Annotated in this window: 11 protein-coding genes; 4 read left to right on the top strand and 7 right to left on the bottom strand. The window is 72.2% G+C overall.

Annotated elements, in window-relative coordinates:
• Positions 1 to 507 precede the first annotated feature (507 nt).
• A complete protein-coding gene (locus AB0B94_RS29110) occupies positions 508 to 1,290 on the top strand; it encodes a 3-hydroxybutyrate dehydrogenase (RefSeq protein ID WP_124817383.1) in 783 nt (260 codons plus the stop codon).
• A 14-nt stretch (positions 1,291 to 1,304) separates the two neighbouring features.
• Positions 1,305 to 3,224: a helix-turn-helix domain-containing protein gene (locus tag AB0B94_RS29105; protein WP_357287578.1), complete on the top strand. Its 1,920-nt coding sequence runs from the start codon at positions 1,305 to 1,307 to the stop codon at positions 3,222 to 3,224.
• Between the two features lie 10 nt (positions 3,225 to 3,234).
• On the opposite strand, the gene AB0B94_RS29100 is transcribed toward AB0B94_RS29105, so the two are convergent.
• The 3 genes from AB0B94_RS29100 to AB0B94_RS29090 all read right to left on the bottom strand — a co-directional run bounded on the left by AB0B94_RS29100 (position 3,235) and on the right by AB0B94_RS29090 (position 6,179).
• The gene (locus AB0B94_RS29100; protein ID WP_357287574.1) at positions 3,235 to 3,843 is read right to left on the bottom strand and encodes a TetR/AcrR family transcriptional regulator; all 609 of its coding nucleotides are present in this window, start codon (positions 3,841 to 3,843) and stop codon (positions 3,235 to 3,237) included.
• An 11-nt stretch (positions 3,844 to 3,854) separates the two neighbouring features.
• The gene (locus tag AB0B94_RS29095) at positions 3,855 to 5,423 is read right to left on the bottom strand and encodes an MFS transporter (RefSeq protein ID WP_357287608.1); all 1,569 of its coding nucleotides are present in this window, start codon (positions 5,421 to 5,423) and stop codon (positions 3,855 to 3,857) included.
• Positions 5,424 to 5,507: 84 nt separating this feature from the next.
• Positions 5,508 to 6,179, bottom strand: coding sequence for a transcriptional regulator (locus tag AB0B94_RS29090; protein WP_357287571.1), 672 nt, complete (start codon positions 6,177 to 6,179; stop codon positions 5,508 to 5,510).
• A gap of 339 nt (positions 6,180 to 6,518) precedes the next feature.
• Between AB0B94_RS29090 and AB0B94_RS29085 the strand changes: the two genes are divergently transcribed.
• Complete coding sequence (locus tag AB0B94_RS29085; RefSeq protein WP_357287568.1) at positions 6,519 to 7,376, top strand: SPFH domain-containing protein; 858 nt, start codon at positions 6,519 to 6,521, stop codon at positions 7,374 to 7,376.
• 143 nt (positions 7,377 to 7,519) lie between these two features.
• On the opposite strand, the gene AB0B94_RS29080 is transcribed toward AB0B94_RS29085, so the two are convergent.
• Positions 7,520 to 8,896: a permease prefix domain 1-containing protein gene (locus tag AB0B94_RS29080; RefSeq protein WP_357287564.1), complete on the bottom strand. Its 1,377-nt coding sequence runs from the start codon at positions 8,894 to 8,896 to the stop codon at positions 7,520 to 7,522.
• Positions 8,893 to 9,258, bottom strand: coding sequence for a PadR family transcriptional regulator (locus AB0B94_RS29075; protein ID WP_357287561.1), 366 nt, complete (start codon positions 9,256 to 9,258; stop codon positions 8,893 to 8,895). Before AB0B94_RS29075 ends, AB0B94_RS29080 begins: the two co-directional genes overlap by 4 nt.
• A 176-nt stretch (positions 9,259 to 9,434) precedes the next feature.
• On the opposite strand from AB0B94_RS29075, the gene AB0B94_RS29070 reads away from it, so the two are divergent.
• The gene (locus AB0B94_RS29070) at positions 9,435 to 9,698 is read left to right on the top strand and encodes a hypothetical protein (RefSeq protein WP_091402229.1); all 264 of its coding nucleotides are present in this window, start codon (positions 9,435 to 9,437) and stop codon (positions 9,696 to 9,698) included.
• 81 nt (positions 9,699 to 9,779) lie between these two features.
• On the opposite strand, the gene AB0B94_RS29065 is transcribed toward AB0B94_RS29070, so the two are convergent.
• Positions 9,780 to 10,973, bottom strand: coding sequence for an alcohol dehydrogenase catalytic domain-containing protein (locus tag AB0B94_RS29065; protein WP_357287557.1), 1,194 nt, complete (start codon positions 10,971 to 10,973; stop codon positions 9,780 to 9,782).
• Positions 10,970 to 12,424, bottom strand: coding sequence for an aldehyde dehydrogenase family protein (locus tag AB0B94_RS29060; protein ID WP_357287552.1), 1,455 nt, complete (start codon positions 12,422 to 12,424; stop codon positions 10,970 to 10,972). The genes AB0B94_RS29065 and AB0B94_RS29060 overlap by 4 nt, the downstream gene beginning before the upstream one ends.
• Between the last annotated feature and the right edge of the window lie 50 nt (positions 12,425 to 12,474).

The following is a 12,474-nucleotide window of genomic DNA, read 5'->3' as shown; positions in this document are numbered from 1 at the left end:
CCGGGCACCCCCCACCCCCCCCCCCCCCCCCACGCCCACGCCCCACGCCCCACGCCCACGCCCCACGCCCCACGCCCCACGCCCCACGCCCCACGCCCCACGCCCCACGCCCCACGCCCCGCGCCCCACGCCCGCGCCCCACGCCCCACGCCAAGATCGCGCTCGAACCAGGATGTAGTGGCCACGAGACACCGGGAAGCCACTACAACCAGGATGTTGCGCGATCTTGCCGCGCAAGGCACGGCGCGGCGCGCGGCGGGTGCGGGCGGGCGGGCGGGTGCCGGCGGCAGCCCGGGAACGGGAGCGGACGGCAACCCGGGAACGGGAGCGGACGGCAACCCGGGAGCGGGAGCGGACGGCAGCCCGGGGGCGGCGGCGGGGCGCGCGGGAGGACCCCCGGTGGGGTGGGAGCGGGCGCAGGGGCGGGTGGGGCCACACAGCTTTGGTACGGAGTATGTGTCGCTGGCCCATGTGCCGGGGAGCACACAGCTCGTAACTTCTTGCGCCATGACGGCAGAACCCGTGGTGGTCCCCCACGTCGTACAGGTCGACCTTTCCGGTCGGACCGCCCTGGTGACCGGGGGCGGCGGCGGCATCGGGCGGGCGTGTGCCCTGCGGCTGGGCGCGGCCGGCGCCAAGGTGCTCGTGGTGGACCGCAACCTGGAGGCAGCCAAGGCGGTGGCCGCCGAGGCCGGTGGGCGGGCCGAGGGCGTGGATCTGTCCGACGCCGCGGCGGTGGATTCGCTCGACGTGGACGTGGACATCGTGGTGAACAACGCCGGGCTCCAGCACGTCGCACCGTTGCAGGACTTTCCCGTTGAGCGTTTCGAGTACATCCAGCGGGTGATGGTGGAGGCGCCGTTCCTGCTGATCCGCCGGGCGTTGCCGCACATGTACGCCCGGGGTTGGGGGCGGATCGTCAACATCTCTTCGGTGCACGGGTTGCGTGCCTCGCCGTACAAGGCGGCGTACGTCTCGGCCAAGCACGCCCTGGAGGGGCTGTCAAAGGTGGTCGCGTTGGAGGGCGCCGCGCACGGTGTCACCGCCAACTGCATCAACCCGGCGTACGTGCGTACCGCGCTGGTGGAGAGCCAGATCGCCGACCAGGCGGCCAGTCACGGTATCGACGAGGCCGAGGTGATCGAGAAGATCATGCTGGCCCGGGCCGCGATCAAACGGCTGATCGAGCCGGAGGAGGTGGCCGAGCTGCTGGCGTACCTCTGCTCGCCGCCGGCGGCGTTCATCACCGGGGCGTCGATAGCCCTCGACGGGGGCTGGACGGCCAACTAGTGGGGCTGAGCACAATGTCGACCATGTCTTCGCCGGTGGAGTTCCTTGAGTTGCTCGCCCGAGAGGCAGCGGCGGTCGAGTTCGAGGGACCGCTGGTGGCCGCTCGGGCTGCCGGGCTGTCGCCGGACCGGCTGGCCGAGCTGGAGCAGGCCAAGTCGGTGGCGTTGCGGGTCCGCGCGCTGCTGGAGCGTCGCCGCCGCCGGGAGAGCGAGCTGTCCGGCCTGTACGACACGGTCAGCGACCTGGCCGGGCTGCGCGATCTGGACGACGTGTTGCGGGCGATCGTGCACCGGGCCCGTCATCTGCTCGGCGCTGACGTGGCGTACATGACGCTCAACGACGACGAACGTGGCGACACCTACATGCGGGTGACCGACGGGTCGGTCTCGGCCCGTTTCCAGCGGCTGCGTCTGCCGATGGGCGCTGGTCTCGGTGGCCTGGTGGCCCAGTCCGGCGCCCCGTACGTGACCGCCAACTACGGCGAGGACGCGCGCTTCCACCACACCGGCGAGATCGACGCCGGGGTGGGCGAGGAGGGTCTGGTGGCGATCCTGGGGGTGCCGCTGCGGCTCGGTTCGACCTCGATCGGGGTGCTCTACGCGGCCAACCGTTCGGCGCGACCGTTCGTCCGGGAGGAGGTGGCGCTGCTGGTGTCGCTGGCCGCGCACGCCGCGGTGGCGATCGACACCGCCCGGCTGCTGACCGAGACCCGTTCGGCGTTGGCCGAGTTGTCGGCGGCGAACACCACCATCCGGGCGCACAGCAGCTCGGTGGAGCGGGCCGCGGCGGCACACGACCGGATGACCGCGCTGGTGCTGCGCGGCGGCGGCGTGGAGGACGTGGCGGCTGCGGTGACCGAGGTGCTGGGCGGCGCGCTGCTGGCGCTGGACGCCGAGGGCCGCCTGCTGGCCCGGGTGGGTGAGATCGAGGAGCCGGACCGCGCGGACATCGTCGAGGCGGTGGCCGCGTCGCGGACCGAGGGGCGCAGCGTACGTCGGGGTCCCCTCTGGTACGCGGCGGTGGTGGCGGGCGCGGAGAACCTGGGCGCCCTGGTGCTGCGCCCGGACGACGAGTTGGTCGACGCCGACCAGCGCATCCTGGAGCGGGCGGCGTTGGTGACCGCGCTGCTGCTGCTGTTCCGCCGGACTGTCGCGGAGGCGGAGGGGCGGGTGCGTGGCGAGTTGCTGGACGACCTGATCGCCCGCCCGCTGCGCGACACCGACGCGCTGCGCAGTCGGGCCCGTCGGCTCGGGGTGGACCTGGACGCGCCGCACGTGCTGGTGGCGGTGGGCGACGACGCGATCGCGGCTACCGGCTCGGCTCGGCAGCGGGTGCTCTCCTGGGCCACCACGTACGCCTCGGCGCGCGGCGGGCTGGCCGCGGCGCGTGACGGCCGGGTGGTGCTGATGCTGCCGGGGTTGGACGCGGGCGGCAGCGCCCGCGCGGTGGCCCGGGACCTGTCCCGGGTGACCGGTCGGCCGGTGACCGCCGGGGCGAGCGGCCCGTCGAACACGCCGGGGGCGCTGGCCGGGACGTTCCAGGAGGCGGACCGGTGCCTGACGGCGCTGGGTGCGTTGGGCCGCGCCGGGCAGGGCGCGAGCACAGTGGAGTTGGGCTTCGTCGGGTTGTTGCTGGGCACTGTCGGTGACCGGGGTGAGAAGGACGTGACCGAGTTCCTCGGCGCGACAGTCGGGCCGGTGCTCGACTACGACGCCCGGCGAGGCACGGCTCTGGTGAAGACGCTGGAGGCGTACTTCGGGGTGGGCGGCAGCCTGGCCAGGGCCGCCGAGCAACTGCACGTGCACGTCAACACGGTGACGCAGCGGTTGGAGCGGGTCGGGCAGTTGCTCGGCGTCGACTGGCAGCGGCCCGAGCGGGCGCTGGAGGTGCAGCTCGCGCTGCGCCTGCACCGACTGCGCGCGCCGGCCGGCTGACCGATACCGGTCAGCGGGCCCGGATGCCCTCCAGCACGGCGTCGACGACCCGTTCGGGCAGGGACTGCTCGTCCAGGTCCGGGTTCCACTGGAGCACCCGCTGGATCAGCATCGGCCCGGTGAGCAGCGCCATTGTCACCTCGACGTCGATGTCGGCGCGCAGCACCCCTTCGTCGATGCCGCGCCGCAGCACCTCGCGCATCAGCTGCCGCCGGGGCGAGATGATGTTCTGGTAGAGCTGGAACTGGTCGGCGCTGCGGTTCACGGCGGGTGCCAGGCAGGGCATGATCTTGGCCGCTCGCGGGTCGACGTTCTTGCCGATCGCGCCGACCAGGAGCACCAGGTCGTCGCGGACGGAGTGGCCCGCCGGCTGGGCCAGGACGCCCTTGAGGCGGCGCAACGCGTCCAGCAGCAACGCGTCCTTGCCCGCCCAGCGGCGGTAGATGGTGGCCTTGCCGACCCCGGCGCGGGTGGCGATCGCCTCGATCGAGAGCGCCTCGATGGTGCTGCCCTCGGCGAGCAGGTCGAGGGTGGCCTCGATGATCGCCTCGTCGGCGCGGATGCTCCGCGGTCGACCGGGCGACCGCGGAGCATCAGCAGTGGACGTCATGTCCGTCATTCTCCCCGAACCTATGCCGTACCGGCCAGCTCGGGCTCGGCGACCGGCGCCGCCGGGGCGAGGCTGGTGTCCTCCTTGCCCGGCATCCAGCGCAGCACCACGATGATCCCGAGTGCGGCGATCACCGCGGAGAGCCCGGCCGCCCAGTGCATGGCGGTGACGAAGGCGTCGTTGGCCGCCGAGATCAGCCCTGGCGCCGCCGGGCCGAGCTGGCCCGCCGCCGCGTACGCACCGGAGATCGACTCGTTGGCCGCGTCCTGGGCCTGGGTGGGCAGACCGGTCAGCGCGTCACCGATGTCGCTGCGGTAGACAGCGGAGAGCACCGAGCCGAGGACTGCCACGCCGAGCGCGCCGGCCACCTGGCGGATGGTGTTGCTGACCGCGGAGCCCACGCCGGCCTTCTCCCGGGGCAGCGCCGACATGATCGACTCGGTGGCCGGCGGCATGATGTTGGCCATCCCGGCGCCCTGGATGAGGAAGACGAGCAGCACGATCCAGATCGGGGTGGCGGCGCCGATGAAGACGAACGCGCCGAGTGACACCACCGTCAGCGCCAACCCGACGGTGGCGACGGCCTTACCGCCGTAGCGACGGACCATCGCGGCGCTGCGCGGCGCGAAGACCAGTTGGGCGCCGGCGAAGGGCAGGAAGAGCAGACCGGTCTGCAACGGGCTGTAGTCGCGCACGAGTTGCAGGTAGAACGAGCCGAAGAACATCGAGCCCATCGCGGCGAAGAAGACCAGGCCGACGATGGCGACCGGCGCGGCGAATCGGGGCACCTTGAACAGTCGGACGTCCAGCGACGGGTGGTCGCTGCGCCGCTCGTGCTGGACGAACCAGGCCAGCACCGCGATGCCGACCAGGATCGAGCCCCAGGCCATCGGGCGGTCGAAGCCGTGCTCGCCGCCGTCGATGATGCCGTACGAGAGGGCGACCAGGCCGACCACGGAGAGCAGCACGCCGAGCACGTCGATCCGGCCGGGCCGCGGGTCGCGCGACTCGGGGACCAGCAGCGCCACCAGGATCACCCCGGCGACGACCACCGGCACGTTGATCAGGAAGACCGAGCCCCACCAGAAGTGCTCCAGCAGCGCGCCGCCGAGGATCGGGCCGATCGCCACGGCGAGACCGACAGCGCCGGCCCAGACTCCGATGGCCCGGCCACGCTCGCGCGGGTCGAAGACGTTGGAGATGATCGACAAGGTAACCGGCATGATGGCCGCGCCGCCGACCCCCATCAGGGCGCGGGCCGCGATGAGCTGTCCGGGGCTCTGGGCGTACGCGGAGAGCAGCGACGCCAGGCCGAACAGCACCAGACCGATCATCAGGAAGCGCTTGCGGCCGGCGCGGTCACCGAGCACCCCGAAGGTGAACAGCAGCCCGGCGAAGACGAGCGTGTAGGAGTTGATGGACCACTCCAGTTCGCCCTGGCTGGCGCCGAGACCGTGCACCGGGTCGGCCAGGGTGCGCAGGGCGACGTTGAGGATCGTGTTGTCGAGGACGACCACGAGGAGGCTGATCACCAGCACCCCCAGGATCGCCCACCGCCTCGGGTGTCCGGTGTTGTTGTGCAGCTCCATGCCTGGCTTTCCCCCCACGCTGATCACCCGCGACGAAATACGATACGGGTCAGACTCGTAACGCGGGTCAGCCTACGACGCGTATTAACGATACGGCACCGATCCGTATCGTATGTGGTGGGCATCACGCCCGGACGTGATCGCCAGGCAGGCGTCGACGGCCTCGGTCAACGTGCCGAGACGGACCGCCGGACCGCCGAGCGGCTCGATCCAGCCCGGCCCCGCGCCGTACACCCGAAGGAGCGGAAAGTCCCGGGCGAAGCGCACCAGGCGGTACGCGCGGCCGGTGAGCGGCGTCTGCGACCAGAGCACGACGGTGCGCGGGCGGGCCCGGTGCACCGCGCTGGCGAGCGCGGACCAGGGCAGCGCGGGGCCGAGGTTCAGACAGCCACGGCCCTGCTCGCGCAGCGCGGCGGCGAGCGCCAGCAGACCCAGGCTGTGCGCCTCCTTCTCCGCGCCGGCCAGCAGCACCCCGCCGGTGGGCAGTGAACGGCCCGGCTCCCGGCGGTACGCGTCCAACCCGACCCGGACGCCCTCGAAGAGGGAATGCTCGATGACGATCTCGGCGGCGGTGCGCCCGGACAGCCGGGCCAGCAGCGGACGGCAGACCTGCTCCCAGAGCGCCGGCACGCCCCACGCCTCGACCAGGTCCAGCACCAGCGTCGCGACGCCGTTGGCGTCCAGGTCCTCGGCCGCCAGCGACACCTGCTTGTGCGCGATCTCCACGGCCTCCGCCGGCATCGGATCGGTCAGCACCAGACGTACCCCCGGGTAGACGTTCTCTACTGGGGGGTTCGCTCGGAGGGCGCGTGGCGGATGCGCCGTCGGGTGAATTTTCAGCGGCGGCGGGCCGCCAGCCGGTGGGCCGGCACGGGACGCCGCCCCGGAACAGCACCACGACGACGATGCCACCGGTCACCGGGCCGATCATCGCGTGGACGAGGGCCTACGGCGGGCCACCGGATTCGAACCATGTCGATGGGGCCTAGTTTCGACCCGCTGTTGACGTGCGTGAACTCCACTCCCCCGCGCCGTCGACTTGACCGGACCCCCTAGGTTGATGATCCACACAGCCCATCGGAAGGTCCCCACCCCATGCCCGTCGGCTTCACCATGGCGATCGTCTTCGCCGTCGCCCTGGCGGTCAGCGCCGTCGTCGCACTCGTCGCTCCCGCACGGCCGCTCAAGCGGATGGCCGCCCTCGCGGCGCTCGGCTTTCTCGCCCTCACGCTGGTCGTCGGCATCGCCTCCAGCGCCCACTCGGTGCCCATCCGCTCGGTCGGCATCGTCACCAGCTTCGGCAAGCCCACCGGCGAGGTGACCGGCTCGGGCCTGAAGTGGGTGGCGCCCTGGCAGAAGGTCGGCGAGTGGGACGCGGGCCGCCAGAAGTACGACCACATCGGCGGCGACAACTGCGTACGCGTGCGCACCGGCACCCTCGCCGACGCCTGCGTCGAGGTGCTGGTCGAATGGCAGGTCAAGCCGGAGAACGCGCCGAAGCAGTTCATGGACTACAAGGGCGACTTCGGCAGCTTCCGGGGTCAGCGGGTCGGTGTGCAGCTCGACAGCGCGGTCAACGACGCCTTCGCCGCGTACAACCCGCTGGAGAAGATCGACGCCAAGACCGGCGACCTCAACGTCGACCTGAAGCCGTTCGCCGCGAACATCAAGACCAGCGCGGAGACCCGCCTCACCACCGACGTGGACATCCTCTCGGTGACCATCACCCGGGTGAACCACGACGACAAGACCGAGGGCAACATCAAGGCGTTCCAGGACAAGCTGGCGCAGACCCGCAACCTGGAGCAGGACCGCAAGAACGCCGAGATCTCCAAGCAGATCACCGAGACCAACGCGACAGTCGACAAGGTGACCCGTTGCCTGGAGATCGCGGAGAAGAACGGCGCGAACCCGGGACTCTGCATCAACCCGGGCATCGTCACCGGCAAGTGACAACCAGCCGGCCCACCCGCCACGGGTGGGCCGGCTCGCACGTCACGGCCCGCCTGGCCGGTGTGCGCCGACATCGGTGCGGCCGGGGCGGCACCGCCGAGCGGCGCACCGCCCGCCACCGCGCGACGGGTCGATCGCGCCGCCTAGGCGAAGCTGAACAGCGGCGGGAACACGAGGACCACGATCCAGGCCCACGCGGCGTACACCGGCAGGTAGCCGGTCTGCCACCGCTCCAGCGCCGCGAACGGGGCGCGCCGACGGATGAAGGACAGCAACAGCCACGCCGACCAGGCGAGGTTGACCAGCAGGATCACGTTCTCACCGAGCGCCGCCGCCCGGTTCGGCGTACCGCCGTACTCGTCGGTGATGCGCCCGGTGATCTCCAGCAGCACCAGCACGTCGATGGCCAACGCACTGACCACGAGCGCGAGTTGGAGTTTGTCGAACGGGCCGGGCGGGGCCAGCGGGTCACGGGCCGAGAGTGAGTAGAGCAGCAGCCCCAGCACCACGACCAGCAGGAGGTCGAAGAGGAGCAGCGCCTCCCGCTCGACGTCGATGCCGTGGCTGGTCCAGACGACAGCGACCAGGAAGGCGAGCAGGGCGGCGGTGAAGAGCGGGGTGAACAGCCTGGTGAGGACCGGCGCGATGTTCTCGACGACACTCTGCTTGGCCTCGACCAGCCACCCGGCCACCACCACCGCCGCCGCGGCGCCACCGGGCAGCAGCCACTGCGAGATGAACGCCTCCGGGACGATCCCGATGGCAGCGAAGGTGTTGAACAGGAACGCGGCGAGCACACCGCCGCCGAGGGCCATCAGCACCAGGTAGATGAACCACTCGCCGGTGAACCGGATGAAGTCCATGCGTCGACGGGAGGAGCGCCAGTCGTCGGCGACATAGGCCAGGCCGACCACCAACCACAGGGCGATGGGCAGGTGGATGCTGGTGACGACCACTGACTGCGAGTCGTCCGCCAGGGGGTAGGCGTTGGCGGCCACGGCGCCGAGGACGAAGAGCGCCGCCAGTGCCGCGATCACCGTCCGTCGGGCTCCCCGACGCCAGGCCAGGTACGCCGCCAGCCAGGGCAACGCGAACAGTGTGAAGTTCCGCGCGTAGAACGGGCCGTCGTCGGCGAAGCTCAGCCCGAACAACGCCGGCGCCTTCACGGACACCACGGCACCCGTCGCACAGCCGAGCATGACCCACAGGTCCCGGACCGATCGCGTGCCGCCGACCGGACTGCCGGAGTCGCCGGTCAGCACCAGCTGCTTCCACAACCGTTCGGAATGTTCCCGGGCGAACTCGCGGGAGAGGTCGTCGAGGCTGCCCATCCGTTTCACCGCCACCAGGAACGCCTCGTCCGGGCTCAGGCCGGCGCCGACGAGCTCGTCGACGGAACCACGAAGGTGGTCCTCCAGCTCGTCGGCGTCCACAGGTTGCAGCTCCCGGCGACGCAGCACGTACTGACGCCACTGCTCGAACTGTGCTTCCAATCCCTGCGGCCCCTCGTGCGCCGTCATGCCGGGCCCTCCAACGGACGCACCGTCAGCGGCGCGCGGTCGTGCCAGATCTCCTTGAGCGCGCCGACCACTGTGTCCCACTGGCGGCGCTGCTCGGCCAGCTCGGCCAGACCCCGGTCGGTGATGCGGTAGTACTTGCGCTTCCGCTCGCCGGCGACCGCCTGCCAGCTCGACTCCAGGTGACCGAGGCGCTCGAGCCGGTGCAGCAACGGGTAGAGCAGCCCTTCGGTCCAGTCCAGCTCACCCCCGGACAGCTCGTTGATCCGCCGGAGGATGGCGTAGCCGTAGCTCTCGCCCTCGGCCAGGATGCCGAGCACCATCGGCGTCGCCGAGGCGGCGACCAGATCCTTGGCGACCTTCACGTAACCTCCCGCCCCTAAACCTAGAAGTAAGATGCATAGTACTGCTAGGTATAGCTGCCGGCGCAACGGCCGGGAGCAAGACGCCGGCCGAATCGCCGTCACGGGCAACTGTGGTGCCGCGATCGGGCAATTCCGGGTTAGCCTTGGCGCATATGGCTACCTTTCGCAGCGCCTCAGTGCTCCTATCCTCAGACGGCACCAGGACCCCCGGCACCGCCGCGCTCTTCGCCGAGCCGGCCCGTAGGGGCGGAATTCCGCCCTGGGCAGGCGACTTCCGGCCCGCCAACAGCGCCGGCAACGGCCCCAAGAACGCGGTCGGAAAGACCTTCACCCTGGAGCTGCCCGACGGCAGCACCGGCAAGGTAGTGGTGCAGGGTCTCAAGAGCGGCAAGGGCGGCGTCGTGCTGGCGCTGATGGGCGAGGACGCCCCACCCTTCTGACCAGTCGCCCGGGTGCCCAGGGTTGGCCCTTCCCGGGTCGACCCCGGGCACCCGGCGCTGCGAGCCCGGCGGTGACCAGCGTCAGTCCAGGGTGACCACCCAGCGGGCGCCCTCGCCCCGGGCCAACCGGTCGAACGCCGCCGGCGCCTCATCCAACGGAACCGTCCCGCTGACCAGCACACCCAGATCCAATGTGCCGTCGGCCAACTCGGCGGCCAGCACCGGCACCTCCCGGTCCGGGTCGGACGAGCCGTACACCGAGGAGCGCAGGGTGCGCGCGGAGTGGAAGATGTCCAGCGCGCCGAGGCTGACCATGTCGTCCTTCGCACCCATGCCGACCACCGTCACCGCTCCCCCGCGCCTGGTCAGCCGCCAGGCGGCGCGGATGGTGGCGGCCCGACCGACGCACTCGAAGGCGTGGTCGACGCCCCGGCTCTCGGTGCGCGCCCGTACCTCCTTGGAGAGCCGGTCGTCGGAGAGCAGGAAGTCGGTTGCCCCGGCGGCGAGCGCCAGGTCCCGCTTCGCCTCGGCGACGTCGATGGCCAGGATCGTCGTCGCACCGGCCCGGCGGGCCGCGCTGAGCACGGCGAGCCCGACCCCACCGAGCCCGACGACAGCGACCGACTCGCCAGGTGTCACCCGGGCGGTGTTCCGGACCGCGCCGACGCCGGTGAGCACCGCGCAGCCGAGCAGTGCGGCCTGCTCGGGCGGCAGCCCGGCGGGGATCGGGATGACGGCACGCTCGGGCACCACCACCGCCTCGGCGAGCGCACCGAGGCCGAGGGTCAGGTGCAGCGGGACCCCGTCGTCGGTCTCACCGCGCGGCACTGTCGGTGCCGTGGTGTCCGCGCAGAGCCACGGCTCGCCGCGCCGGCACCACCAGCAGGCCCGGCAGGCCGGCGCCCAGTTGAGCACCACCGGTGTGCCGACGGTCAGCTGACTGCCCGGCCCGACCTCGGCCACCACGCCGGTCGCCTCGTGCCCGAGCACCAGCGGGAACCTCGCGGCGAGGGTGCCGTTGACCATGGACAGGTCGGAGTGGCAGACACCGGCCGCCCTGATCGTCACCCGCACCTCGCCGGGGCCGGGCGCGGGCAGGCGTACCCGCTCGACCCGCAGCTCGGCGCCGGAGCCGCGCGCGACCAGCGCGCGAACAATGACCGGCTCGGTGCCGCCGCCCGGCGCGGCCGGGGACGGCTCGGCGTGGCCCGCCGGCGTCACCGGGGACAACTCGGGGTGGCCCGGCGCGGCCGGGGACAGCTCGGGGTCGGTCATCGCTGGATCGCCTTCAGCTCGCAGAACTCGGCCAGCCCGTGTACGCCCAACTCCCGACCCAGGCCGGACTGCTTGTAGCCGCCGAACGGGGCGAGCGGGTTGAACGGGGCGCCGTTGATGTCGACCGCGCCGGTACGCAGTCGCCGGGCCACCGCGAGCGCCGCGTCGGTGTCGGCGGACCAGACCGCGCCGGCCAGCCCGTACTTCGAGTTGTTGGCGATGGCGACCGCCTCGTCGGTGTCCGCGAACGGGATGACGGCGAGCACCGGACCGAAGACCTCCTGCTGGGCGAGCGCGCTGTCGGGGTGCACGTCGGCGAAGACGGTCGGTGCGACGAAGTGCCCCCGGGTCGGCACCGGGGCCTCCGGCCCGCCGGCGACCAGCCGGGCGCCGTCGGCGAGGGCCCTGGCGATGTGGCCACGCACCCGCTCGGCCTGCGCGGCGGAGACCAGCGGGCCGAGCCGGGTGCCTGAGTCGAACGGGTCGCCGAGGCGGTAGCCGGCCACCGCCTCGGCGATCAGGTGCAGGGCTTCGTCGTACCGATCGTTGTGCACCAGCATCCGGGTCCAGGCGGTACAGGTCTGCCCGGAGTTGAGCAGGGCGTTGCCGACGCCCACCTTGACGGCGGTGGCCAGGTCGGCGTCGGGGAGGATCACGTTGGCGGACTTGCCGCCCAGCTCCAGCGCGACCCGGGCGATCCGGTCGGCGGCGAGCCGCATGATTCGCGCGCCGGTGGCGGTGGAGCCGGTGAAGGAGACCAGGTCGACGTCCGGGTGCCCGGCGAGGGCCTCACCGACCACCGGCCCGGTGCCGGGGACCAGGTTGAGCACGCCCGGCGGCAGGGCGGCTTCGGTGACCGCGTCGAAGAGCAGGTACGCGGTCAACGGGGTCAGCTCGCTGGGTTTGAGCACCACGGTGCAGCCGGCGGCCAGGGCGGGTGCCAGCTTCGCCATCACCTGGTGCAGTGGGTAGTTCCACGGGGTGATCGCGCCGACCACGCCGATCGGCTCGCGGACGACGAGGGAGTTGCCGATGCTCTCCTCGACCGGCGCGCGGGCGGCGAGCGCGACGTGATCGCGCAGCACTGTCAGCGGCAGCCCGACCTGCACCCGGGTGGCGAGTTTGAGCGGCGCGCCCAGCTCCACGGCGATGGTGCGGGCGAGGTCGTCGGCGCGAGCGGTGAGCGCCGCGTGCAGCCGGTCGAGGTGGGCGGAGCGCTCGGCCGGGGTCGCGGCCGACCAGCCGGGAAACGCGGTCCGGGCCGCGGCCACAGCGCGATCCACGTCGGCCGGGGTGCCGGCCGGCACCTGCCCGATCAGCTCCCCGGTGCTCGGGTTCTCCACGTCGATGAGACCGGTGTCGGCGGGAGGCGTCCACTCCCCGCCGACGTGCAGGTGGCGCCGCAGGCGCAGGGGGTCGGGCAGCAGCGACGGCGGGGCGGCGAGGTCCATGTCGTCCCTTCGAGGGTGGGCGATGGGCGATGGTGATGGCGACGGGGGTC

It is taken from the genome of Micromonospora sp. NPDC048986 (genome assembly GCF_040649335.1).
Taxonomy (GTDB): domain Bacteria; phylum Actinomycetota; class Actinomycetes; order Mycobacteriales; family Micromonosporaceae; genus Micromonospora; species Micromonospora alfalfae.
The sequence above is the reverse complement of the archived record's forward strand: the minus strand, read 5'-3'. Positions and strand labels throughout refer to the sequence as shown.